Origin of the sequence: Methylorubrum sp. B1-46 (genome assembly GCF_021117295.1) — a bacterium.
In the GTDB taxonomy this organism is placed as follows: domain Bacteria; phylum Pseudomonadota; class Alphaproteobacteria; order Rhizobiales; family Beijerinckiaceae; genus Methylobacterium.
Window position 1 is genome coordinate 4,913,710 of the sequence record NZ_CP088247.1, and the last position, 24,572, is coordinate 4,938,281.

The following is a 24,572-nucleotide window of genomic DNA, read 5'->3' on the forward strand; positions in this document are numbered from 1 at the left end:
TCGCGGGGACGAGCGACGCGGTAGGTTTCCGCCATGACGACGACGCCTCCCCGCTTCCAGACCTTCGACGATCCGAGCCACGCCAAGGGGCCCGAGCGGATCGAGGCCCTGCGCGCCGCCCTGCGGGAGATCGGCGCCGACGGGTTCGTGGTGCCGCGGGCCGATGAGCATCAATCCGAGTACGTGCCCGGCAACGCCGAGCGGCTCGCCTGGCTCACCGGCTTCACCGGCTCGGCCGGCCTGGCGATCGTGCTCGCCGAGGAGGCCGCCCTGTTCGTGGATGGCCGCTACACCCTCCAGGCACCGGAGCAAGTCGACACGGGCGCGATCTCTGTCGTGCCGCTCGCCGAAACGACGCCGGAGGCGTGGCTCGGCACGCATCTGAAGCCCGGCCAGACCCTCGCCTACGATCCCTGGCTCCACACGCCCGACGGCGTGGCCCGCTTGGAACGCGCCGCCTTGAAGGCGGGCGCGTCGCTGCGGGCCGTGCCGGACAACCTCGTCGACGCGGTCTGGGCCGGGCGGCCCCGTCCGCCGGCCGGCCGTGTGGCGGCTCATCCCGACGATCTGGCCGGCGAGACGGTGCCGGAAAAACTCGCGCGCATCCGCGCGGCGCTGGCCGAGGGCGGGATCGACACCCTCGTCATCTCCGATCCGCACAACCTCGCCTGGGCCTTCAACCTGCGCGGGGCCGACATCCCGCACACGCCGCTCGCGCTGGGTTACGCGATCGTCCCCCGCGAGGGGCGGGCCGCGCTCTACCTGACCTCGCAGGCGATCGATGCCGACCTCCGCACGGCTTTCGCACCGCTGGCCGATCTGCGCCCGCGGAGCGCCTTCGCCGAGGATCTGGCGGGTCTCTGCAAGAATGCCGCGCGGGTGCGGCTCGATGCGGCGACGGGTGCCGCGGCGCTGAAGGATCGAGTGGAGGCGGCCGGGGGCGTCGCCGATGTCGGCGCCGATCCGATCACCGCGATGAAAGCGGTCAAGAACGCCGCCGAGATCGCCGGTACCCGCGCCGCCCATCACCGCGACGGCCTGGCCGTGACGCGCTTCCTCGCCTGGCTCGACCGTGCCGCTGCCGAGGGCGTGAGCGAGATCGCCGCGGTCGAGGCGCTGGAGGATTTTCGCCGTGAGGGCGGGGGGCTGCGCGACGTCTCCTTCCCCACCATCTCCGGTTCGGGTCCGAACGGGGCCATCGTCCATTACCGCGTCACCCGCGCCACCGACCGCACCGCGCAGCCGGGCGAACTGTTCCTGATCGATTCCGGCGCGCAGTACGCCGACGGTACCACCGACATCACCCGCACCGTCGCGGTCGGCACGCCAACGGAGGAGATGCGCGACCGCTTCACCCGCGTGCTCAAAGGCCACATCGCCATCGCCCGCGCGGTCTTCCCCGAGGGGACGACGGGGGCGCAGATCGACGCCCTCGCCCGGATGAGCCTGTGGGAGGCGGGGCTCGATTACGACCACGGCACCGGCCACGGCGTCGGCGCTTTCCTCTCGGTCCACGAGGGACCCCAACGCATCGCCAAGACCGGCACGGTGCCGCTGAAGCCCGGCATGATCCTGTCGAACGAGCCCGGCTACTACCGCAGCCGCGCCTACGGCATCCGCATCGAGAATCTGATCTTGGTCGAGACCCGCGCCATTCCCGGCGGCGACCGGCCGATGCTCGGCTTCGAAACCCTGACGCTCGCCCCCCTCGACCGGCGGCTGATCGATCCCGTGCTGCTCGGTCCGGCCGATACCGCCTGGCTCGATGCCTATCACGCGCGGGTGCGGGCGGTCCTGTCGCCCGACCTCGATCGGCCGACGCGGGGCTGGCTTGAGGCGGCGACCCGGCCGCTCGGTGAGGCCGCCGCGTGAGCGGGCCGCACAAGCCCGCCGTCCTCTTCGTATGCCTGGGCAACATCTGTCGTTCGCCGCTCGCCGAAGCCGCGTTCCGTCGCGAGGCGGAGCGGATCGGGCTCGATGTCGCCGTCGATTCCGCCGGCACCGGCGACTGGCATGTCGGCTCGCCGCCGGACCCTCGGGCGATCGCGGTGGCGCTGGCGAACGGCATCGACATCTCCGGCTATCGCGCGCGTCAGGTCGCGCCGGGCGATTTCGAGCGCTTCGACCACGTGGTCGCCCTGGATCGCGCCAACCTCGCCAAGTTGCGCGCCCTGAGGCCGGCCGGCTCGCGGGCCGCGTTGAGCCTGCTCCTCGACCATGTGCCGGGCCGGGAGGGCGAGCCCGTGGCCGACCCCTATTACGGCGCGGATGAGGGCTTCGACACCACTTGGGCCGACGTCACCGCGGGCGCCCGCGCGCTTGCCCGCGCCCTTGCCCGCCGGCTCGCCGGGCCGGAATGAATGCGCTTGCGCGGCGCGCGGCGGGGCTGCTCGGCGTCCCCGTCGCCGAGGCTCGGCCGATGGCGGGCGGCGACCTCTCCCGATGCGTTCGCCTGAGGCTGACGGATGGGCGGGACGCGGTGGCGAAAAGCGGGCCGGCGCCGCGGGAAGAAGCCCGGATGCTCGCCGCAATCGCCGCGACCGGTGCCCCGGCTCCCGCGGTGCTCGCAGCCGACGAGACCGTGCTCGTCCTCGAATGCCTGCCCGCGACGGGCGCCGGACGGCAAGCCGAGGCCGATCTCGGCCGGGTCGTGGCCCGTCTGCACGCGGCGGAGGGCGCGCGCTACGGCTGGCACGCCGACTACGCCTTCGGCTCGGTGGCCATCGAGAACGGTTGGAGCGACGACTGGCCCGCCTTCTGGAGAGAGCGCCGCCTGCTCTGCCATGCCGGCCACCTTCCCGCTCCCCTCTTCCGGCGGGTCGAGCGGTTGGCGGATGACTTGAGCAACCGCCTGCCGGAGCGGCCCCGCGCCGCCCTGCTCCACGGCGACCTTTGGGGCGGCAACATCCTTTACGCGGGCGAGCGCGTCGCGGGGCTGATCGACCCCGCCTGCTATCACGGCCACGCCGAGGTCGATCTGGCGATGCTCAGCCTGTTCGGCCGCCCCGGTCCCGCCTTCCACGCGGCCTACGGGGCGCTCGAGCCCGGCGCGGCGGAGCGGGCGCCGATCTACAAGCTCTGGCCGGCCCTGGTGCATCGGCGCCTGTTCGGCGCCGGCTACGATGGCATGGTCGAGGGGTTTCTCGACGCGGCCGGCGTCTGACCCGATCTCCGCTTGATCAAAGCGGCGTTCGGATCAGCAAGCCCGCGCCGCGCAGGAGCGACGGCCAAATCCGCCATCCCGAAGGGATCAACCCGATTCGGTATGGTCACCGCCTCCGATCGCGGTGTGTCGTCCCTACTCCGCCGGAGCCGGCATGGCCGACATCCGCGGCTCGAACCGACCCTCGCCCGTCGGCTTCATCTCGACGCGCCGGTCGTGGAATTTGTTCAGGGTCGAGCGGTGGCCGATCGAGACGATGGTGGTGCCGGGCAGGGTCTCGCGCAGCATCCGGTAGATCTCGGCCTCGGTCTCCTCGTCCAGCGCCGCAGTCGATTCGTCGAGGAACAGCCAGTCGGGCTTGGCCAGGATCGCCCGGGCGATGGCCAGCCGCTGCTGCTCGCCGCCCGACAGGCGCCGGTCCCAGCTATCGACGGTGTCGAGCTGGTCGGCGAGCTGCGGCAGCCGCGCGGCCCGCAACGCCTCGCGGATCGCCTCGTCGGAGAAGTGATCGATGGTGTTGGGATAGGCCACCGCGCCGCGCAGCGAACCGAGCGGGAGGTAGGGCCGCTGCGGAAGGACCAGCGCCGACTGCCCGGCCGGCACATCGACCCGGCCCTTGCCGAACGGCCAGATCCCGGCGATCGCCCGGAACAGGGTGGACTTGCCCGAGCCCGAGGGGCCGGCGACCAGCGTCGCGCTGCCCTTGGGCAGTTCGAACGAGGATGCTTGCACGATCTCGCGGCCGTCGGGCAGAGCCAGCGTCAGGTCGCGGCCGGTCACGGCGCCGGCGGTGTCGTTGCCGTTGGCGAGGCCGTAGCCGGCGCCCGCCAGCGCCTCGGCCTTGGTCATCGCCCGTTTGAACGAGCCGAGACGGATCGTGTTCGCCTTGTAGGCGGCGAGGATGGTGTAGGAATTGATGAAGAAGTTCAGCGAGTTCTGAACGTTGCTGAAGGCGTTCGAGGTCTGCTGCAGGGCGCCCAGGGTGATCTTCTTGGCGAAGAACGACGGCGCGGCGATGACGAGCGGGAAGATCGTGCTCGCCTGCCGGTAGCTGAAGGTGAAGGCGATCAGCTTGATGCGCCGGAAGATGATGCCGACGTAATTGTCGACGATGGCGTGGAACAGGGTGGCGAGCCGCGAGGATTCGGCCTGCTCGCCGCGCAGCAGGGCGATCTGCTCGGAGTAGATGCGGTTGCGGGCCAGCGCGAAGCGGAAATCCGCCTCGACCTGCTCCTGCCGGTAGTCGAGGCCGATGAGCGGCTTGCCGATCAGGTGGGTCAGCCACGTGCCGACCACGGCGTAGGCGATCACCAGCCAGACCAGGAAGCCCGGAATCACCGTGTCGGTGAAGGGCAGCACGAAGTCGCGCGAGAGCGTCCACAGGATGACGATGAAGGACACGAGCTGCGCGGCCTGCGACAGGAGCCGGGTCGAAAGCGTCGTGGTCTGCGCGATGAAGTTGTTGACGTCCGACTGGATGCGCTGATCCGGGTTGTCGGCGTGCTCGTCGACGAACGGGATGCGGTAATGCGTGCCCTGCCCCAGCCAGCGCTCGTACAGGTTATGGGTGAGCCAGGTACGCCAGCGCAGTTGCAGCCCCGAATCGACGTAGATGTCGATCATGCCGATCACGACGTTGAGGATCGCCAGCGGCACGAAGATGTAGCCGAGCTGATACCAGAAGGCCGCTGCATCGAACTCCTGCAGCGCATTGTACATGTCGCGATAGAAGAAGTTGAACCGCAGCGTCAGCGCGACATCGGCGAAGTTCACGAAGATCGACAGCGCGACGAGGTTGCGGCCGATCTGCCCTTCCGTGCGCCCGAAGCGGCGGAACATCCCGATCTCGCGGCTCGGGGCGTCGTGACTCGCGAAATAGGGGTCGGCGATCAGGGTGATGTCGCGGATCGGCTTCCAATAGGAGATGGCGAGCACTATGCCGCCGAACACCACCGAGCCGGTCGCCGCGAAATCCGGCGGCAGCAGCGCCGCGACGGTGGCGGGCAGCGCGCCCATGGCGGCGAGCGTCTTGGCGCCGGCCAGAACGAGGTAGCCGATGCCGTAGACCGAGACGAAAATCTTGAGATAGGCCGAGAGGTTGTTCGCGGCGACGAGGATGCACGCCATCGCAAAGCCCGCGAGCGAGACGTAGAGCGGCGGGCTCGGAATTCCCGGCACGATCACCGGCAGGGCTAGCAGCAGGAGTGCGAAGAGCGCGGTGAGCACGGCCTGGATGCCGAGCCTGCTCTTGAATGCGGCCACGCGGGTCACTCCTTCTCGCTGCGGCGGCCCTGCCCCTCCCTGACGGAGGGATCGTGCCGGCGGACGGGTTCAATTGCCGAATGCCGCGCCCCTGGCTATCCGTCGTGGCGAGAACGTGGCGCGGAGCCGCACCTGTCACGTGAAATTTCGGTCATGTCGCGGTTCGGCCCGCCGTTCATTAGCGTCGCGGTCCGCCGGGTGCGACACCGTGGCCGGACTTCTCGAAAGGCGTCGTCACCGCGATCAGTTCGCGTCCCAGTTCCAGTCGCCGTAATCCGGCTCGCGGCAGCGGTAGCCGATTGGGCATTGCGGGTTGTCGCGGGTGGGGACGAAGCGCAGCTCGGCAATCTCGGTGATCTCGCAGAAGCTGCGGTCGCGCACGAAGCGCTCGGGCGGGCGTCCGCCGAAGCCGAGCGTCACCGCGCCTTCCGCCTTCACCACGGCCATCGCCTCCGCGCAGGTCGGCCGCACCGTCTGCGTGCGCGACTGGGCGAAGGCGGGAGCAAGGGCGAAGGGCGACGTCAGCAAGGGCGCCAATGCCGAGCCGAGAACGGCGAGGGTGACAGGTTTCATCACGCGGGTACGGCCGACGGCCGGTGGCGGCCGCCAAGCTTGACCATGGCAGGTTCCGCTTGCGCCGGGAAGGGGTTGCCGTGCCTCTGCCGCATTCCGGGAGTCTATCCCGACTCCTAGGCTTACAAATCGACTGCGCCGGCAGGTTCTGCTTCCTGAAAGGTATTTTCGGACGCTACGATGACGATGTCGGGAGCAGAGTCGCAAGGGACGGTCGGCGAGACGGCGATGGCGGACGACGGTCACAACGCGGACGGGAAGGACGCGACGCGGGAGGCTCCCGCCACCGCCCTGTCGCGACGTCTCGTGATCCCTGTCGTCCTCGCTGCGGGCTGGGGCGCCCTGTTTGCCTACACGCTGGTGGTGCTCACCGATGACGGGCCGGTCGCGGCGCACGCCGGACACACCCGGCTTGCCGCCGCCGACGGGATCGACGTACCGGAGGTTCGCCTACCCGAGCCGGAACGGCCGGTCACACCTGCCGCCAACCCCCCGGCGCGGGTGCTGACGGTCGCGGCACCGGCCCCGCCGCTCGACACCGTGGTCGCCCGGGCCGAGCCGCGGCCCGCCGCGCCGCTGGTGGAGCGGGCGGCCTTCGTCGGCATCTGGGGACCCAATTCGGTCGCTTGCGGCCAGCGCCAGCGCCGCCGCGGCTTCCTGCCCGCCACCATCACGGAGGACGGCGCCAAGGCTGGGCGCACCGTCTGCCGCTTCCGCAACAACCGCCGCGAGGGCAGCGCCTGGACCATGGCCGCCGATTGCAGCGAGCGTGGCCGCCGCTGGACCTCCCAGGTCCGCCTCCTCGTCGAGCATGACCGGCTCACCTGGAGCAGCGGCAAGGGCCAAGCGAACTACATCCGCTGCAGCCGCAAATCCGATTGACGAACGGCTCGCGCATCGTCCCGAAAGGTGGTCGCCGGCTTTCGGGACGATGCTCTACGCTGCATCGACGGCAAACCGCAGCCGCAGCGCGCCCGCCCGGAACACGACCCGCTCCGGCACGAACCGCCACAGGCGCTCGGCGCCTTCGCTCCGTTCCTCCGCCGCCGGATCGAGCACGATTTCGGTGCGCCCGCTCATCTGCAGCAGATCGCCGGTCGCGAAATCCGGAAAGACGAGCCCCGCCCATGGGTTTTCCATCATGTTTCCCAGCGTGTTGAAGGCACGGTTGCCTGAATAGTCGGGAATCGTGAGGCGGCCGTCGGCTCCGATCCGCACGAAACCGGCCGGCCCGCCCCGGTGCGAGACATCGACCCGCCGCCGGCCGTCCGGTGCCTCGACGGCGCTCGCGACGAAGAAGGTCTCCGCTGCCGCGATCACTGCTCGCGCTGCTGCGTCGAGCCGGTCCGACATGCGAGGGCGCGACCGTGATTCGCGCGGCCGGTCCGGTTCCGACGCGTGTCGAACGCGGATATATTGCGGACAATTGCCGAAGCTCTCCTCGACCCGGACCGCGAACCCCTCCGGACCGCTCCGCTCGATCCGTCCGTTGAGGCGGTTACGGCGGCGCGTAGCCAGCTCGATCCCGAGCAGACCCACACCCGCCCCGTCCTCCAATCCCGCCTCGGCGGGATCGTCGGCATCGCGCGGCGCCTCCACCCGGAGGTGAAGCGGGTCCGGCGCGTGGAGGAAGCCCGGCGCCCCCTCGCGCAGGGTCGCCCAGGGGCGCCCCTCCCCGTCCACGCTGCCGAGCACCGCGAACGGCAGGAGCGGGAAGAACGCCCGGTGCTGCTCGATCAGGTGATCGCGGATCATCCGCGGTCCGAGTTCCGCCATCCGCCCGGCGATGCCGACATGCTCCTGCATCGCCACCTCGCCCCGGTGCCAGGGCCAGGATGGGGCTGCGGCCTGCGCGCTCATGCCGAACCTCCCGCCGCGTTCAGGCCGACCGGCGAGGCCGGAAGCGCCACGAAGCCGGGCAGCGCCTCGATGCGGGCGAGCCACGCGCGGACATGTCGGTAGGCCGCGAGATCGACGTTCCCCTCGGGAGCGGCGGCGATGTAGCTGTAGAGCGCCACGTCGGCGATGGTCGGGCGCTCGGCGGCGAGCCAATCGCGTGCCGACAATTCCGCATCGATCAGCGCCAGGATCTGGTGGGCGCGGGCGATCACCTCCGCTGCATCGAAGCCGGCACCGAACAGCGTGACGAGCCGGGCAGCGCAGGGGCCGTAGGCGATGGGGCCGGCTGCAACCGAGAGCCAGCGCTGGACGCGCGCTGCCCCTTCCGCATCCTCGGGCAGCCAGTCGCCGCGCCCGAGCTTCTTGGCGAGGTAGACGAGGATGGCATTCGAATCAGGCACGATCACGCCGTTGTCGTCGAGGACGGGAACCTGCCCGAACGAATTCATCGCCAGGAAGTCCGGCGAACGGTTCTGACCGCTGGCGAAATCGACCTCGACCGTCTCGAAGGGCTGGCCGAGCAGCGACAGGAACAGGCGCGCTCGGTGGGCGTGGCCCGAGAGCGTCAGGCTGTAGAGCTTCATGGGGGTGTCTCCGCGAGCCGCTGGATCGGCTGTGGATCGATCACACTCCCTCTGGGCCGCGAGGTGAACTGGTATAATCGGCAAGCAACTGTTGCGTTATGCGGAACAATCGCCTCTCTGCTCGCCGGGAAGGGGTTTCCGGAGGGCGCCGTCATGGATCGGTTGCAGGGAATGCGTGTGTTCGTGCGGGTGGCCGAGAGCGGCGGCTTCGCCGGAGCGGCCCGGGCGCTCGGCATGAGTCCGGCCGCCGTTACCCGTGCGGTCGCGGCGCTCGAGATCGCTATCGGCGCGCGGCTGTTCATCCGCACCACGCGCTCGGTGAAGCTGACCGACGCGGGCGGCCGCTATCTCGAGGATTGCCGCCGAATCCTGTCCGAGATCGCGGAAGCCGAGGCGGCCGCCGCCGGTTCGACCGCGACGCCGACCGGTATGCTGACGCTGACGGCGCCGGTGCAGTTCGGCCGCCTCTACGTGCTGCCGGTGTTGACCGACTATCTCGCGCGCCATCCGGCCGTGTCGATCCGCGCGCTCTTCCTCGACCGAATCAGCAACATGATCGAGGAGGGCATCGATGTCGGCGTGCGGATCGGGCACCTCGCCGATTCCGGGCTGAGCGCGATCCGCGTCGGCAGCGTGCGTCGGGTCATCTGCGCCGCGCCGAGTTATCTCGAACGGCACGGCATACCCGAGACGCCCCGCGACCTGCGCGAACACGCGGTGATCGGCGCGTGGAGCCCCGGTGCCCTACCGGAATGGCGGTTCGGACCCGAGCGGCGCATCGTGGTCGCGGTCCATCCCCGGCTCACCTGCAACACCGTGGATGCGGCGCTCGCCGCGGCCCTCGACGGGGGAGGAATCGTGCGGCTGCTGTCCTATCAGGTCGCGCCGGCGGTGGCGGAGGGACGCCTGCGCATCCTGCTCAGCGACGATGAAGAGGCGCCGGTCCCGATCCACGTGGTCAGCCCCGAGGGGCGGCGGGCCCCGGCCAAGACCCGCGCCTTCGTCGATCTTGCCGTGGCCCGATTGCGCGCCGATCCGAGGGTGAACCCGGCGGGGTGAGGCCGCTCAGACTCCGACGCCGTCATGGCGACGCGGAGCCGAAGCCATCCAAGGGCTCTTCCCTTTCAGGATTCGTCGCGCCGCTGGATCGCTTCGCCGTCGCGCGCGATGATGGCGAGGGCAAGGAGTCCCCGCCCACTCCGCTCAGTACACGTCGGCCTGATAACGCCCGGCCTTCTTCAGGGCGGCGAGATAGGCCACCGCCTCGTCGGGGTTCTTGCCGCCGTGCTGCGCGGCGACGTCGATGATCGCGCGCTCCACGTCCTTGGCCATGCGCTTGGCATCGCCGCAGACGTAGAAATGGGCGCCGCCCTCCAGCCACTTCCACAGCTCGGCGCCGTTCTCGCGCATCCGGTCCTGCACGTAGGTCTTCTCGGTGCCATCGCGCGACCAGGCCAGTGAGAGGCGGGTCAGCACCTTCTCGTCCTTCAGGCCGTTCAGCTCGTCCTTGTAGAAGAAGTCGGTCGCCTGCCGCTGGTGGCCGTAGAACAGCCAGTTGCGGCCGGGCGCCTTCGTTGCCGCGCGCTCGCGCAGGAAGGAGCGGAACGGCGCGACACCGGTGCCGGGGCCGCACATGATCACGTCTTTGGAGGCATCCTGCGGCAGGGCGAAGCCGTGCGCCTTCTGCAGGTAGATGCGGACCTTGGTCTGCTCGGGCAGACGCTCGCCGAGATGCGTCGAGGCGACGCCCAGGCGCAGCCGCGAGCGATGGTTGTAGCGCACCGCATCGACGGTCAGCGAGACGCGGCCGGCATCCATCTTCGGCGAGGACGAGATCGAGTAGAGCCGCGGCTGCAACTCGTCGAGCGCCTCCAGGAAGACCTCGGCATCGGGCCGCGCACCGGGGAACTTGTGGAGCGCGCCGAGCACGTCGAGATAGGCGGCATCGCCGTCCGGATCCTCGCCGGCCGCCAGCGCCTGCGCCTTCTTGCGCGCCTCGCCCGAGGTCAGCAGCGACAGGAGCTGGTAGAGGTTGTCCGGCGCCGAACCCAATGAGTAGTCGGTGAGCAACCGGTCGCGCAGGGTCTTGCCGCCGATCTTCCGCTCGGGCCGCGTACCGAGTTCGGCGATCACCGCATCGACCAGGGCCGGAGCGTTGGCCGGGAACAGGCCGAGAGAGTCGCCGGCTTCATACTGGATCGGCGTATCCCTCAGGTCGATCTCGATGTGCCAAGTCTCCTTCTCGCCGCCCGGCGCGTTGAGGCGCGTGCGGGAGAGGAAGGTCGCCTCGACCGGGTTTTCGCGGCAATAGCCCAGCGGCCCGAGTTCCGGCTCCTTCTTCGGTGTGTCGCCTTCCGCTTTCTTCGGGGCCGCCGGGCCGCCCGAGGCGCCGAACTCCTCCTCCAGCTTCTTCAGCATCCGCAGCGTTTCCTTGCCGCCGGGCTGGCAGAGGTTCAGCCGCTCCTCGCTCTTCAAAAAGATCGCGTTGGCGTAGTCGGCGCAGTTGTAGCCGCACTGGCCGCAATCCTGCTGGGCCATGGCGGCCATCAGTTTCTGCGGCTCCGAGCGATCCTTGGCGATCGCCATGCGATCGTCGATCGGCATCGACGGGTCGTGCCAGGGCGCGTCGTCGTTGTCGGCGAGCTTGGGGCCCGTCGAGGACGCCTCGCCCGGCGCCAGAGCGGTGGCGCCCTCGACCGCCGGGCCGAGCAGCGCGGCGAAGTAGCCGGACAGCCAGGAGCGCTGGTCGGCGTTGAAGGGGGCGCTCTCGGGGATGAGAACGAGGGGGGGCGCGACGTGCTGGGTCATGCGGCGGCCTTGAGGGCGGGTTGTTCTTCGGCAGCATCGCGCAGGGCTTCTGGGCCGGTGCGCGCGGTGAAGGCCTGGAAGCTCTCCTCCGGGCCCTGGCGGCGGGCGAGATAGGTGGTGAGCAGGGCCTCGACGCGCGAGGGCGCGTCCTCGGCCTTCACGGCCTTCCAGATCTCGGTGCCGATCTTCGGGTTCTCGGCAAAGCCGCCGCCGACGACGATGTCGTAGCCCTCGACGGTGTCGCCCTCCTCCGAGACGACGACCTTGGCGCCGATCAGGCCGATATCGCCGATATAGTGCTGGGCGCAGCTATGGTGGCAGCCGGTGAGGTGGACGTTCACCGGCACGTCGAGCGCCGGCACGGTCTTCTCGACGTGATCGGCGATGATCATCGCGTGGCCCTTGGTGTCGGAGGCCGCGAACTTGCAGCCGCGGGAACCGGTGCAGGCGATGAGCCCGGAGCGGATGCCGGCGGCCTTGACCGTCAGGCCGAGCGCTTCGACGCGGGCCTCGACCTCGGCGACCTTGGCGTCCGGCACACCCGAGAAGATGAAGTTCTGCCAGACCGTCATGCGAATCTGGCCGTCGCCGCACTCGGCCGCGACCTTGGCCAGCCCCCGCATCTGGTCGGTGGTCATCTTGCCCACGGGCAGCACCACGCCGACCCAGTTCAGGCCGGGCTGGACCTGCTTGTGCACGCCCACATGGCTGAAGCGGTCGGTCGGACGGCGGGGCGCGACATAGGCGGGATCGACCCGGTCGAGCTTGCGCCCGAGTTTTTCTTCGACGGCGGCGATGTACTTGTCGAAGCCCCAGGCATCGAGGACGTACTTCATCCGGGCCTTGTTGCGGTTAGTCCGGTCGCCGTTCTCGATGAAGACGCGGATGATCGCGTCGGCCACGCGGTTGCAGTCCTCGGGCTTGAGGATGATCCCGGTGTCGCGGGCCAGATCCTTGTGGCCGGAGATGCCGCCGAGCACGAGGCGCATCCAGACGCCCGGCGCGACGGCGGCGCCCTCCAGCACTTGGATCGCTTGGAAGCCGATGTCGTTGGTCTCCTCCAGGGCCGGCATCACGCCGCCGCCGTCGAACGAGACGTTGAACTTGCGCGGCAGGCCGTAGAGCGAGCGGTCGTTCAGGATCCAGTTGTGCCAGGCCTTGGTGAGGGGCCGCGTGTCCAAGAGTTCCTGCGCGTCGATGCCGGCGGCGGGCGAGCCGGTGACGTTGCGGATGTTGTCGGCGCCCGCGCCCTGCGCGGTCAGGCCGAGATCGGTCAGCCCGTCGAGGAAGGGCTGCGCGTGCTCCGGGTTGATCTCGCGCACCTGCAGGCCCGCGCGGGTGGTGACGTGGCTATAGGCGCCGCCATGAGCGTCCGCGAGGTCGGCGATGCCGGCCAACTGCCAGTGGTTCAGGATACCGTTGGGCACCCGGATCCGGCACATATAGGAGACTTGGTTCGGCGCGACCCAGAACATGCCGTGGTAGCGCCAGCGGAAATTGTCCTCGGGCTTCGGAGCCTTGCCGGTGGCGGCCTCCGCCTTCAGGCGATTATGGCCGTCGAAGGGGTTCTCGGCGCGCTTCCACTTCTCCTGGTCGCACAGCTTGCCGCCCGCCTTCACGGTGCGCTCCTGCGCCTTGATGTGGATCGCATCCGGGCCCGTGGGCTCCGCGGGCGGGGCGGAAGCGGCCGCTTGCCCGATCGCGAGGCCGCCGGTCATCCGGGCGGCGGCGATGCCCGAGGCGAAGCCTTCGAGATACCGCGTCTGCTCGGCGTTGAATTCGTCTGCCATCGCTGCCTCACTCACGCTGCGAGGGTTTTCGGGGCCGGGCCGAACATCAGGTCGTCCCGGTCGTCGGGGGAAAGCGGCGCGCCGGAGCGGATCAGCTCCTTGCAGCGCGCCTGCTCCGCGATATCGCCGACGAAGACCGCTCCTGCGAGGCGGTCGTCGACGATGATCAGCTTGCGGTAGAGCCCGGCGGCGGCGTCGTGCATCACGACGGCCTCGGCGCCCTCGGGCGTATCGACCAGCCCGGCGGAGAAGACCGGCAGGCCCGAGACTTTGAGGCTGGTGGCCAGCGACGTGCCGGGATAGGCCGCCGCCTCGCCGAGAAGAACGCGCGACAGCACCTCGGCCTGCTCGTAGGCGGGCTCGACCAGGCCGTAGACGACACCCCGGTGCTCGGCGCATTCGCCGAGCGCGTGGATCGCCGGGTCGGAGGTGGTCATCCGGTCGTCCACCGTGATGCCGCGCCCGCAGGTCAGCCCGCAGCCCTGCGCCAGCGCCGTCGAGGCGCGGATGCCCACCGACATCACCACGAGATCGGCCGGAATCACCGTGCCGTCCTTCAGCACCAACCGCTCGACCCGTCCGTCGCCCTCGATCGCCGCCGTGTCGGCGCACAGCATCACCCGGACCCCGCGGGCTTCCATCGCCGCGCGCACGAGACGGGCGGCGGTGTGGTCGAGCTGACGCTCCATCACCCGGTCCATGACGTGGACCAGCGTGGTGTCGACGCCAAGCCGGGCGAGCCCGACCGCGGCCTCCAGGCCCAGAAGCCCGCCGCCGATCACGACCGCTTTGGCGTGCTCCACCGCCGCCTTGCGGATCGCCGCCACGTCGGCGAAATCGCGAAACGTCAGGACGCCCGGCAGGTCGATGCCCGGCAGCGGCAGACGGATCGGCAGCGAGCCCACCGCCAGCACCAGCTTGTCGTAGGGCAGGACATGCGTCTGCCCGACCATCGCGATGCGGTTGACCCGGTCGATCTCGGTCACCGGCGCGCCGGTGACGAGGCGGATGCCGTGTGCCTCGTACCAGGAGAGCGGGCGGAAGCCGCAGGCCGCCTCGTCCACCTCACCGCCGAGCAGCGAGGAGAGCAGCACCCGGTTGTAGGCCGCCACCGGCTCGGCGCCGACCACGGTCACGTCGTAGCGATCCGGCGCCCGCTCCGTCAGCCGCTCGAGGAAGCGGAGCGAGGCCATGCCGTTGCCGGCGACGACGAGTCTGTCCTTAACGCTCATGAACCCGTGATCCCCCTTCACGAATTCAGGCCGCGAGCGCCGGCTTGGCGTGGCGGGCGTAGAGGAATTCCAGCACCGCGGCGCGGGCGTGGACGTAGGTCGCGTCCTCCACGAGATCGAGCCGGCGGCGGGGCCGGGCCAGCGGCACGGGCAGGATCTCGCCGATGGTGGCCGAGGGCCCGTTCGTCATCATCACGATGCGGTCGGAGAGCAGCACCGCCTCGTCCACGTCGTGGGTGATCATGATGACGGTGTTTCTGAGCCGCGTCTGGATCTCCATGAGCTGGTCCTGAAGGTGGGCGCGGGTCAGCGCGTCGAGCGCCCCGAACGGCTCGTCCATCAGCAGGACGGTCGGCTCCATGGCCAGCGCGCGGGCGATGCCGACGCGCTGCTTCATGCCGCCCGAGATCTCCGCCGGGCGTTTGTCGGCGGCGTGCATCATGTTCACCAGCGCGAGGTTGTGCTCGATCCACTGGGCGCGTTCGGTGCGGGTCTTCTTGCCCTTGAGCACCTTGTCGACGGCCAGCGCCACGTTCTCGCGCACCGTCAGCCAGGGCAGGAGCGAGTGGTTCTGGAACACCACGGCGCGGTCGGGGCCGGGGGCGTTCACTTCCTTGCCGTCGAGCAGCACGCCGCCGGTGGAGGCCTTGAGCAGGCCGGCGACGATGTTGAGCACCGTCGACTTGCCGCAGCCCGAATGCCCGATGATCGAGACGAACTCGCCCTTGGCGATGTCGAGGTTCACGTCGCGCAGGACCTCAGAGGTGTTAGCCCCGCGGCGGAAGGTGATGCCGACCTGTGAGAGAGTGAGGTGGGCCATGTTTGTTGCTCCCTCAGCTTGCGGAGGTGCCGCGGGTCACCAGCACGCCGACGCCGGCGACCAGCCGGTCGAGGACGAAGCCGATGAGGCCGACATAGACGAGGGCGACGATGATCTCGGAGATGTGGGAGGAGTTCCACGCATCCCAGATGAAGAAGCCGATGCCGACGCCGCCGATCAGCATCTCGGCCGCGACAATAGCGAGCCAGGACAGGCCGACACCGATGCGAAGACCGGTGAAGATGTAGGGTGCCGCCGAGGGCAGCATGATCTTGTAGAAGAACTCGATCGGGTTCAGCCGGATGACGGCGGCGACGTTGCGGTAGTCCTGCGGAATGTTGCGGATGCCGACCGCCGTGTTGATGATGATCGGCCAGATCGAGGTGATGAAGATCACGAAGATCGCCGAGGGCTGGCCGTCGCGGAAGGCGGCGAGCGAGAGCGGGAGCCACGCCAGCGGCGGGATCGTGCGCAGCACCTGGAAGATCGGGTCGAGCCCGCGCATCGCCCATTCGGACTGGCCGACGAGCGTGCCGAGCAGGACGCCGGCCACGACTGCCAGCGAGAAGCCCAGCGCCACGCGCTTCAGGCTCGCGGCGATATGCCAGAACAGGCCCTTGTCGGTGCCGCCGTTGTCGTAGAATGGATCGACGATGATGTCCCAGGCCTCCGCCACCACCCGCGAGGGCGGCGGCAGGCCGGCGGTGGGGGAGGAGCACAGCACCTCCCATAGGAGCAGGAAGCCCGCCAGGACGACGAGCGGCGGCAGGACGCGGGCGGCGACGCCACGCAAGCCGGCCAGGGTGACGAAGGGCGCGCGGGCCTTGGCGGCGCGTTCGCGGGTGGCCGCGAGGGTTGCTCCGGTAGCCATCACGCGACCTTCTTGATGCCGAGGCTGGCGAGGTAGGCGGCGGGGTTATCGGGATCGAAGACCTTGCCGTCGAACAGCGTCTCGACGCCGCGCGAGGTGGAGGTCGGGATCGCGGAGACGCCGAGGGCCTTGGCAGCCTCGCGCCAGAGATCCTCGCGGTTGACCTTGCCGATCAGCGCCTTGGTGTCGGTCTGCGCGTCGAACTTGCCCCAGCGGATGTCCTCGGTGAGGAACCAGAGGTCGTGCGACTGGTACGGGTAGGAGGCGTTGTCGGCCCAGAATTTCATGGTGAAGGGGCTGTTCTCGACGACGCGGCCGGTGCCGTAATCGAACTTGCCCTTCATCCGGTCGACGACGTCAGCCACCGGCACGTTGATCCACTGCCGCTTGGCCACGATCGCCGCCATCTCGTCGCGGTTCTCGGGCTTCTCACACCATTGCTGGGCCTCCATCACCGCCATCAGCAGGGCTTTCGCCGCGTTGGGGTACTTGTCGACCCAGGCCGCACGCATGGCGAAGGCCTTCTCCGGGTGGTCCTTCCAGAGTTCGCCGGTGGTGATGGCGGTATAGCCGATGCCCTGATGGATGAGCTGCTCGTTCCACGGCTCGCAGACGCAGAAGCAGTCCATCGTGCCGACCTTCATGTTCGCCACCATCTGAGGCGGGGGCACGACGATGGTCTCGATGTCCTTGTCGGGGTCGATGCCGCCGGCGGCGAGCCAGTAGCGGATCCAGAGATCGTGGGTGCCGCCGGGGAAGGTCATGGCCGCCTTCACCGCCTTGCCCGACGCCTTCTTGGCCTCCAGCACCGCTTTGAACGGCTTGGTGTCCAGCCCGATCTTGTGGTCGATATGCTCCTTGGCGATCGAGATGCACTGACCGTTCAGGTTGAGCCGGGCCATGATGTACATCGGCACGGGCACGTTGTTCTGCGTCACCCGGCCCGCCGAAATCAGGTAGGGCATCGGGCTGAGGATGTGGGCGCCGTCGATACCGTTGCCCTCGGAGCCGAGCACGAGGTTGTCGCGGGTCGTGCCCCAGCTCGCCTGCTTCAGCACCTCTGTCTCGGGCAGTCCGTATTTGGCGAAGATGCCCTTCTCCTTGGCCACGAAGAGCGGCGCCGCGTCGGTGAGCGCGATGAAGCCGAGCTTGGCGCCCTTCACCTCGGGCCCCGCGCCCTGCGCGAAGGCACCGACCGGCAGGGCGGCGCGGGCGGCACCCGCCAGGGCGAGGGCGGCCGCCGCTCCCTTGAGGACGCCGCGACGGGTCGTGTTGCCGTGATCGATGCTCATCCGCTCTTCGCTCCGGTGCGCTGTCTGCACATGAAAAAAGCCGCTGTCCGGGGATCGCCTGCGCGATCGACATTCGTCGCGTGCGGGCATTCCGGATCAGCGGCTTTGCTGACGTTTGAGGCCCGTCACCGTTGGCGAGCCCGTGCGAACGGCTTTGCAGGAGCCGTGCCAAAGGCGGTGTCAGGAGCGGTTTGACGTGTCGTCCGGTCTCGGCTCGATCGCTTCGACGCCGCTTTCCGTCACCCCAGCTTCGTGTTGCAGCGCCCCGAGATGACGGCGCCGAACCGGACCAACCGGCCGGGAAGGGTGTGAGACCGATGCAGGGACGCGCTCAGGGCGGGCAAGGTCGCCACGCCGGGCCGCCGTAACGGACCCCTTGCTGCATTGCACGCGGTCGACAGGCCGGAGATCGATGGCGCTGCACAAAAAATGGGCTGCTGATGCCGCGATGCGCAGCCCAAGTGGGTTCGACGCGCTCGAAGGGAGCTCACCCGCCGATGGCCGCCTCGAGGAGGTCCGGTCGGTAGAGCGCGGCCGCTCGGTCCGCCGCGTCGCCGCCGGGCGCGACCTGCCCGCAGGCGATCATCTGCGTGACCAGCCAGCGGGCATGGGCCGGGTCCGGCCGATGGGTCGCGGCGTCGAGGCGCAGATAGGCCGGGTTCGCACGCTCGCGCCCGCCGGCATCCACGATCAGCGCACCGGCGAGCGTGCGGGCGATGAGCGCGGCATCCGAATCGAGCTCGGCGCGCGCGGCGAGCAGGGTGCTCAGGGCGACGCGGTTGGCCGGATCGGCGCACCACAGCCCGGCCCGATGGACGGCCCGCACCAGGGGAGGCATGAAGTCCGCTCCCTCGGCAGGCAGGGCCAGCACCTTTTCCGGGCAATCGGGTGCGATCTCGCAGCCGAGCGCCGCGATCCGGCCGAGGCCGGCAGCGACCGCGACGCTGTTCCAGGGCGCGCCGACGCAGAAGCCGTCGATGCGTCCGCGCCCGAGCGCATCCACCGTATCGGGCGGCGGAACCACGACGAGGCGCACCGCGGCGTCGAGATCGAGCCCGCCGAGGCCCGCGAACAGGCGAAGCTGGTAGGAATGGCTGGAGAAGGGATGCACGGTGCCGATGGTGAGCGGACGTCCCTCCCCGGCCCGCGTGCGGGCGACCCGGGCGAAGCTCGCCGCCACGTCGGTGAGACCGTCGCTCTCGGGCGCCATCGCCGCCCAGAGCGCGTTCGAGACGGTCACCGCATTGCCGTTGAGACCGAGCGCCATCGGCACGCTGATGTCTGCCTGCGGCCCCGAGAGCCCCAATGCGCTGGCGATGGCGAGCGGCCCGAGCATGTGCGCGGCGTCGAGATGGCCGAGCGCCAGCCGGTCGCGCAGGGTTGCCCAGGACGGCTCGCGCGACAGCGCGATCTCGAGCCCCTCGGCCCGCGCGAAGCCCATCTCGGCCGCCGCGATCACGGGGGCAGCATCGGTGAGCGGAACGTATCCGAGCCTGAGTCTCATCCGAGCAGGTCCGCCGCGGTAACGATGGCGCGGGCGATGTCGACGATCTTGCGCTTCTCGTTCATCGCCTGCCGGCGCAGGAGCTTGTAGGCCTCGTCCTCGCTCATCCCCTTGCGCGTCATCAGGATGCCCTTGGCCCGCTCGATCAGCTTGCGGTCGGCGAGTTCGGAGCGGGCCTCGTCGAGTTCGCGCTGGAGCCGCGCGAAGGCGTTGAAGCGAAGGATGGCGATGTCGAGGATCGAGCGGATCCGCTCGGTCCGCAGGCCATCGACCACGTAGGCCGAGATGCCCGCATCGACCGCCGCCTGCATCATGGTCTGGTCCGAGCGGTCCACGAACATCGCCACCGGCCGCTCCGCCTGCCGGGACAGGCCCGACATCTGCTCCAGCACGTCGCGGCTCGGGCTCTCCAGATGCACCACGATCACGTCGGGCTTGAGGCCCGCCACCCGCGCCTGGAGATCGGGCCCGTCGGGCAGGACGACGACCCTGTCGACGCCCGAGGCCCGCAGGCCCTCCTCCAGGATGGCCGCGCGGGCGGGGCTCGGGTCGATCACGGCGACGGTGAGGCTGGTCTCGGTCATCGAGGCCCGAATGGTTCGATCCGTTCGAGGAGGACGTGCGGGTGGGAGTTGGAGGAGCAGGTGTTTTGAGAACGTGCTGATGGCACCAAAGGTCGGCTGACACGCAAGCCGTGCGCCGCCCGATCCGCGACGATCTGCGACAACAGTTACGAACCGGACATCTGTCGGCCCCGCTTCTGCCGCAAACCGGGGCGCACACTCAAGCCGTTCACGAATCCATTGAGAGGGGTCGGTCCATGCGCGTCGTCGATCTGCTGCGGAAGCCGGACGTGTCCGCGACCCCTCGCCCCGTGCTTCCCCCTTTCCTGCCGACGCTCGGCCTCGCCGTGGTCGCCGCGCTGCTGTCGCTCGCCTGCCGCGAGCCGGCCAAGGGACCGACCATGGAACCGGCCGGCTCGTCGCGGCCGGTTCCGGCCATGGCCGCGGCGCCTGGCCTCGCGGTGTTCGATCCGGGCAAGGCGCTCCTCGCCGACGTCGAGGCGGGGCCGGCCAGCGAAACCTTCGCCCGCCTCATGCCCCTCGTCGCGGCGAGCGAGGCCGCGCCGGCCGCAGCCCGTCCTCCGCGTGTCGCCGCCCGGCCCGAGCGCCGTCGCGCGCCTGCCAGCCGGATGGTGACGACCCAGCCGGCGAACCCCCAGAAGAATGCGGAGCCGGTCGTCCCGGCGCCTGCCGCGATGGCCCGCGCGGAGGAAGAGGACGACCGCTTCCTTCCCACCGGTGCCCTCCCCTTCGCCGCCGTCGATGCGGCCTGGGATGCGGCCCGCCGGGCCGGCACCGGAGCGGCGACGGGTGTTGCGACCGGCGTGACGAGCCTCGGCAGCTCGGTCGTCAGTCTCGTGTCGGAACTGCGCTGAGCCCGCGCACCGGCCCGGCGTTCTCAGAATCGTTTAGTCCGGAAACCTTGCGAAGCGCGGCCGCTGCGCCACTTCGCGCGGGGCACAGCCGCGATTGCGCCCGCCTCCGCAGCGAGGCGGCTTTTGCGCGCGTGATGCCCTGTTAGAAAGCCGAAGCCCGCGTATCCCCCACGCCGTTCGGCTCGGACGCGACGACGGAGACCGGGATGGCGGGACGGATCGAGGATTACGCCCTGATCGGCGACGGCCGCACCGCTGCCCTGGTCGGGCGCGACGGCAGCATCGATTGGCTGTGCATGCCGCGCTTCGACGCCTCGGCGTTGTTCGCGAGCCTGCTCGGAACGGAGGAGCACGGCTTCTGGAAGCTGGCCCCCGCAGCCGAGGGCGCGCAGCATTCCTGGCGCTACCGCACCGGCTCGCTGGTGCTGGAGACGACGCATAAGACCCATGAAGGCGAGGTCCGCGTTACCGACTTCATGCCCGTCGGCGACGGCAGCCACGTCATCCGCCTCGTCGAGGGCGTGCGTGGCCGGATGGCGATGCGCATGGAACTGGCTGTGCGTTTCGATTACGGTTCGGCGGTGCCGTGGGTGTCGCGCAGCGAACTCGGCGACCTGCGCGCCATCTCCGGGCCGCACAAGGTCGTGCTGCGCACCAACGCGCCGATGCGCGGCTCCACCCGCCAGACGACGGTCTCGGAATTTACGGTCTACAAGGGCGACGCGGTTCGGTTCGTCCTCAGCTACGGCGCCTCGCACGAGGAGGACCCTGCCCCGATCGAGCCGCGCCGCTGGCTCGACGACACCAACCGCTTCTGGCGCGAATGGTCGAGCCGCTGCACCCTGGAGACGCCCTGGAACGACATCCTGCGCCGCTCGCTCCTGACGCTGAAGGCGCTGATCTACCGCCCGACCGGCGGGATCGTCGCCGCGCCCACCACCTCCCTGCCCGAGGAACTCGGCGGGGTGCGCAACTGGGACTATCGCTTCTGCTGGCTGCGCGACTCGACCTTCACGCTGCTCGCCCTGATGGATTCGGGCTACATGGAGGAGGCCCGCGCGTGGCGCGACTGGCTGACCCGGGCGGTGGCCGGCAACCCGGAGCAGGCGCACATCCTTTACGGCATCGCCGGAGAGCGGCTTCTGCCGGAAATCGAACTCGACTGGCTGCCCGGCTACGAGGGCTCAAGGCCGGTGCGCGTCGGCAACGCGGCGATCGCGCAGTTCCAGCTCGACGTCTACGGCGAGGTCTTCGACGCGCTGTTCCAGGCCCGCGCCGGCGGCATGGGGCAGAACAAGGAGGGCCTGCGCGTCGGCCAGGCGCTGATCAAGCACCTCGAGACCGCCTGGCGCGAGCCTGACGAAGGCATCTGGGAGGTGCGCGGCGGGCGGCGCCACTTCGTCCACTCCAAGGTGATGGCCTGGGTTGCCTTCGACCGGGCGATCCGCAGCGTCGAGATGATGGGCGTGGACGATCTGCACTCCGTGGAACCGCCGGTCGATCATTGGAAGGCGATCCGCGACGAGATTCACGCCGAGGTCTGCGAGAAGGGCTTCGACCCCGAGCTGAACAGCTTCGTCCAGTCCTACGGAAGCAAGGCGCTCGACGCGAGCCTGCTGCTGGTCGCGCACATGGGCTTCCTGCCGCAGGACGATCCGCGCGTGATCGGCACGGTGGCGGCGATCGAGCGGCACCTGATGCGCGACGGCTTCATCCTGCGCTACGAAACCGAAGGCCAGACTACCGACGGCCTGCCCGGCAACGAGGGCGCCTTCCTGCCCTGCAGCTTCTGGTACGCCGACAACCTGATCGGGCTCGGCCGCTGCCAGGAGGCGCGGGCGCTGATCGAGCGCCTGATCGGCGTCTGCAACGATCTCGGATTGGTCTCGGAGGAGTACGACGTGCGCGAAAAACGGCTGGTGGGGAACTACCCTCAGGCGTTCACGCATGTTGCACTCGTGAACACGATCCTCAATTACAGCCGCGCGGTCGGTCCGGCGACGGAACGAGGCAGCGGCGCGGACCATTCCGAGTCGAGGGTAGGCGAATCCGTTGCAGCGCGGTAGGCGCATCCCGTCCGGCGGGCGGGCAATGGAAGCGAGAAAGACGGGTACTCCATGAGCGGTGCAGACACGAGCCCGAAGGCGGCCCTGAGCGAGGGCGACAAGCTCGCGATCGACACGATCCGGACGCTCGCGATCGACGCGGTGCAGAAGGCGAATTCCGGCCATGCCGGCGCGCCGATGGCGCTGGCTCCCGTCGCCTACACACTGTGGAACCGGTATCTGCGATACGATCCGGCCCATCCGCACTGGCCCAACCGTGACCGCTTCGTGCTCTCGGCGGGTCACGCCTCGATGCTGCTCTACGGGCTGTTGCATCTGGCTCGGGTCGCGGAGAAGGACGGCGGCAACACGCCCGCTATCTCGCTCGACGACATTAAGAAGTTTCGGCAGCTCGACAGCCGGACGCCGGGCCACCCGGAATACCACTTCACCACCGGCGTCGAGACCACCACCGGCCCGCTCGGCCAGGGTGTGGCGAATTCCGTCGGCATGGCGATCGGCGGCCGCTTCAAGGGCGAGCGCCTGAACCGGCCCGACCTGCCGCTGTTCGACTACAACGTCTACGCCATCTGCTCGGACGGCGACCTGATGGAGGGCGTCAGCCAGGAGGCGGCCTCGATCGCCGGGCACCTGCGCCTGTCGAACCTGTGCTGGATCTACGACAACAACACCATCACCATCGAGGGCCACACCGAACTCGCCTTCTCGGAGGAGGTCGCCGCGCGCTTCCTCGCCTATGGCTGGCAGGTGCTGCGGGTGGCCGATGCCAACGACACCCACGCCATCGCCTCGGCGCTCGAGACCTTCCTGCAATCGAGCGACCGCCCGACCCTGATCATCGTCAACTCGATCATCGGCTACGGCGCGCCGACCAAGCAGAACACGTCGAAGGCTCACTCGGACGCGCTCGGCCCCGACGAGGTGAAGGGCGCCAAACGCGCCTATGGCTGGCCGGAGGATTCCGAGTTCCTCGTGCCGGACGGGGTCTACGAGACCTTCGCCGAGGGCATCGGCAAGCGCGGCGCCGCGCTCTACAGCCAGTGGCAGGGCTTTTTCGAGGCGGCCAAGGCAGCCGATGCCGAGCACGCCGAGGAACTCTCCGCCTTCCTCGAAGGCCGGCTGCCCCAGGGCTGGGACCGCGACATCCCGGTTTTTGAAGCCGACGCGAAGGGCCTCGCGACCCGCGAATCCTCCGGCAAGGTGCTCAACGCCATCGCCAAGCACGTGCCGTTCCTGCTCGGCGGCTCGGCCGATCTCGCGCCCTCCAACAAGTCGAACCTCACCTTCGAGGGCGCGGGCTCGCTGACCCCGTTCGAGCCGGGCGGGCGCAACATCCATTTCGGCGTGCGCGAGCATGCCATGGGCTCGATCGTGAACGGCCTCGGCCTCGTGGGCCTGCGGGCCTACGGCGCGACCTTCCTGGTCTTTGCCGATTATATGCGCCCGCCGATCCGGCTCGCTGCGCTGATGGAGCTGCCGGTCTTCCACATCTTCACCCACGACTCGATCGGCGTGGGCGAGGACGGGCCGACCCACCAGCCGGTGGAGCAACTGCTCTCCTTGCGCTGCATCCCCGGCCTCGTGACGCTGCGCCCGGCCGATGCCAACGAGGTGGCCGAGGCCTACCGGGTGATCTTCTCGCTGAAGGACCAGCCGGCGGTGCTGGCGCTCTCGCGCCAGCCGCTGCCGACCTTCGACCGCACAAAATACGCGCCCGCCTCGGGCACGGCGAAGGGTGCCTACGTGCTGGCCGACAGCGACGGCACGCCGGACGTGATCCTGATCGGCACCGGGTCCGAGGTGCAGCTCTGCATCGGCGCCTACGAGACCCTGAAGGGCGAGGGCGTGAAGGCCCGCGTCGTCTCGATGCCGTCCTGGGAGCTGTTCGAGCGCCAGGACGAGGCCTACCGCAACAGCGTCCTGCCGCCGGACGTGCTGGCGCGCGTGGCGGTGGAGCAGGGCAGCGTGATCGGCTGGGACCGCTACGCCGGCTCCTCGGGCGCGATCGTCGGCATGCACACCTTCGGCGCCTCGGCCCCGATCAAGGACCTGCTCGGCAAGTTCGGCTTCACCGCCGAGAAGGTGATCGAAGCCGCCCGCGCGCAGGTGACCAAGCACAAGAAATAAGGGCGCAGGCGATGAACCCTCTCCCCTCTGCGGGAGAGGGTGCCTGCGGAGCTGGCGGGTGAGGGGCAGCGCGACGGCGCCAGGTCAAGCGGGCGTCGATCCAGCGGAAACCTTGCCCCTCTCCCGACCCGCTTCGCGGGCCA

General features: G+C 69.6%; 20 protein-coding genes. 8 read left to right on the forward strand and 12 right to left on the reverse strand.

Annotated elements, in window-relative coordinates:
- The first annotated feature begins 33 nt into the window (after nucleotides 1-33).
- From LPC10_RS22815 to LPC10_RS22825, 3 genes are read left to right on the forward strand one after another with little or no spacing between them, the layout of a single operon-like run.
- A complete protein-coding gene (locus LPC10_RS22815) occupies nucleotides 34-1,872 on the forward strand; it encodes an aminopeptidase P family protein (RefSeq protein WP_231344524.1) in 1,839 nt (612 codons plus the stop codon).
- Entirely contained in the window at nucleotides 1,869-2,360 is a 492-nt protein-coding gene (locus tag LPC10_RS22820; RefSeq protein ID WP_231344525.1) for a low molecular weight protein-tyrosine-phosphatase, read from the forward strand. The genes LPC10_RS22815 and LPC10_RS22820 overlap by 4 nt, the downstream gene beginning before the upstream one ends.
- Nucleotides 2,357-3,163, forward strand: a complete 807-nt coding sequence (locus tag LPC10_RS22825) for a fructosamine kinase family protein (protein WP_231344526.1) — start codon at nucleotides 2,357-2,359, stop codon at nucleotides 3,161-3,163. The genes LPC10_RS22820 and LPC10_RS22825 overlap by 4 nt, the downstream gene beginning before the upstream one ends.
- Nucleotides 3,164-3,298: 135 nt before the next feature.
- Here the strand turns inward: LPC10_RS22825 and LPC10_RS22830 are convergent, their stop codons facing one another.
- Nucleotides 3,299-5,425 (reverse strand): ABC transporter ATP-binding protein/permease, encoded by a 2,127-nt coding sequence (locus LPC10_RS22830; RefSeq protein WP_231344527.1) that lies wholly within the window; start codon nucleotides 5,423-5,425, stop codon nucleotides 3,299-3,301.
- A gap of 243 nt (nucleotides 5,426-5,668) precedes the next feature.
- On the reverse strand, nucleotides 5,669-5,998 hold the full coding sequence (locus LPC10_RS22835) for a hypothetical protein (protein WP_231344528.1): 330 nt from the start codon (nucleotides 5,996-5,998) through the stop codon (nucleotides 5,669-5,671).
- A gap of 180 nt (nucleotides 5,999-6,178) precedes the next feature.
- Between LPC10_RS22835 and LPC10_RS22840 the strand changes: the two genes are divergently transcribed.
- Entirely contained in the window at nucleotides 6,179-6,880 is a 702-nt protein-coding gene (locus LPC10_RS22840; RefSeq protein WP_370644607.1) for a hypothetical protein, read from the forward strand.
- Nucleotides 6,881-6,934: 54 nt separating this feature from the next.
- Here LPC10_RS22840 and LPC10_RS22845 read toward each other — a convergent pair whose 3' ends face one another.
- The gene (locus LPC10_RS22845) at nucleotides 6,935-7,858 is read right to left on the reverse strand and encodes a pyridoxamine 5'-phosphate oxidase family protein (protein ID WP_231344530.1); all 924 of its coding nucleotides are present in this window, start codon (nucleotides 7,856-7,858) and stop codon (nucleotides 6,935-6,937) included.
- Nucleotides 7,855-8,481: a glutathione S-transferase family protein gene (locus LPC10_RS22850; RefSeq protein ID WP_231344531.1), complete on the reverse strand. Its 627-nt coding sequence runs from the start codon at nucleotides 8,479-8,481 to the stop codon at nucleotides 7,855-7,857. The genes LPC10_RS22845 and LPC10_RS22850 overlap by 4 nt, the downstream gene beginning before the upstream one ends.
- Before the next feature lie 153 nt (nucleotides 8,482-8,634).
- On the opposite strand from LPC10_RS22850, the gene LPC10_RS22855 reads away from it, so the two are divergent.
- The gene (locus LPC10_RS22855; protein ID WP_231344533.1) at nucleotides 8,635-9,540 is read left to right on the forward strand and encodes a LysR family transcriptional regulator; all 906 of its coding nucleotides are present in this window, start codon (nucleotides 8,635-8,637) and stop codon (nucleotides 9,538-9,540) included.
- A 144-nt stretch (nucleotides 9,541-9,684) separates the two neighbouring features.
- Here the strand turns inward: LPC10_RS22855 and LPC10_RS22860 are convergent, their stop codons facing one another.
- The 8 genes from LPC10_RS22860 to LPC10_RS22895 form a co-directional block, all read right to left on the reverse strand.
- Nucleotides 9,685-11,289 (reverse strand): sulfite reductase subunit alpha, encoded by a 1,605-nt coding sequence (locus tag LPC10_RS22860; protein ID WP_231344535.1) that lies wholly within the window; start codon nucleotides 11,287-11,289, stop codon nucleotides 9,685-9,687.
- Nucleotides 11,286-13,079 (reverse strand): NirA family protein, encoded by a 1,794-nt coding sequence (locus LPC10_RS22865; RefSeq protein ID WP_231344536.1) that lies wholly within the window; start codon nucleotides 13,077-13,079, stop codon nucleotides 11,286-11,288. Before LPC10_RS22865 ends, LPC10_RS22860 begins: the two co-directional genes overlap by 4 nt.
- A gap of 11 nt (nucleotides 13,080-13,090) precedes the next feature.
- On the reverse strand, nucleotides 13,091-14,311 hold the full coding sequence (locus tag LPC10_RS22870) for an NAD(P)/FAD-dependent oxidoreductase (protein ID WP_231344537.1): 1,221 nt from the start codon (nucleotides 14,309-14,311) through the stop codon (nucleotides 13,091-13,093).
- A gap of 25 nt (nucleotides 14,312-14,336) precedes the next feature.
- Nucleotides 14,337-15,131: an ABC transporter ATP-binding protein gene (locus LPC10_RS22875; RefSeq protein WP_231344538.1), complete on the reverse strand. Its 795-nt coding sequence runs from the start codon at nucleotides 15,129-15,131 to the stop codon at nucleotides 14,337-14,339.
- Nucleotides 15,132-15,144: 13 nt separating this feature from the next.
- Nucleotides 15,145-16,002, reverse strand: coding sequence for a nitrate ABC transporter permease (gene ntrB, locus LPC10_RS22880; protein WP_231344539.1), 858 nt, complete (start codon nucleotides 16,000-16,002; stop codon nucleotides 15,145-15,147).
- Nucleotides 16,002-17,294 carry a CmpA/NrtA family ABC transporter substrate-binding protein gene (locus LPC10_RS22885; RefSeq protein WP_231344540.1) on the reverse strand — a complete coding sequence of 431 codons (1,293 nt, stop codon included), beginning with the start codon at nucleotides 17,292-17,294 and terminating at the stop codon, nucleotides 16,002-16,004. The genes ntrB and LPC10_RS22885 overlap by 1 nt, the downstream gene beginning before the upstream one ends.
- A 487-nt stretch (nucleotides 17,295-17,781) precedes the next feature.
- On the reverse strand, nucleotides 17,782-18,798 hold the full coding sequence (locus LPC10_RS22890) for a CmpA/NrtA family ABC transporter substrate-binding protein (protein WP_231344541.1): 1,017 nt from the start codon (nucleotides 18,796-18,798) through the stop codon (nucleotides 17,782-17,784).
- Entirely contained in the window at nucleotides 18,795-19,382 is a 588-nt protein-coding gene (locus LPC10_RS22895; RefSeq protein WP_108942211.1) for an ANTAR domain-containing response regulator, read from the reverse strand. Before LPC10_RS22895 ends, LPC10_RS22890 begins: the two co-directional genes overlap by 4 nt.
- 236 nt (nucleotides 19,383-19,618) lie before the next feature.
- Between LPC10_RS22895 and LPC10_RS22900 the strand changes: the two genes are divergently transcribed.
- From LPC10_RS22900 to tkt, 3 genes are all read left to right on the forward strand, one after another.
- Nucleotides 19,619-20,236: a hypothetical protein gene (locus LPC10_RS22900; RefSeq protein ID WP_231344542.1), complete on the forward strand. Its 618-nt coding sequence runs from the start codon at nucleotides 19,619-19,621 to the stop codon at nucleotides 20,234-20,236.
- A gap of 206 nt (nucleotides 20,237-20,442) precedes the next feature.
- The gene (locus LPC10_RS22905) at nucleotides 20,443-22,302 is read left to right on the forward strand and encodes a glycoside hydrolase family 15 protein (RefSeq protein WP_231344543.1); all 1,860 of its coding nucleotides are present in this window, start codon (nucleotides 20,443-20,445) and stop codon (nucleotides 22,300-22,302) included.
- A 51-nt stretch (nucleotides 22,303-22,353) separates the two neighbouring features.
- Nucleotides 22,354-24,429, forward strand: a complete 2,076-nt coding sequence (gene tkt / locus LPC10_RS22910; protein ID WP_231344544.1) for a transketolase — start codon at nucleotides 22,354-22,356, stop codon at nucleotides 24,427-24,429.
- The last annotated feature ends 143 nt before the right edge of the window (nucleotides 24,430-24,572 follow it).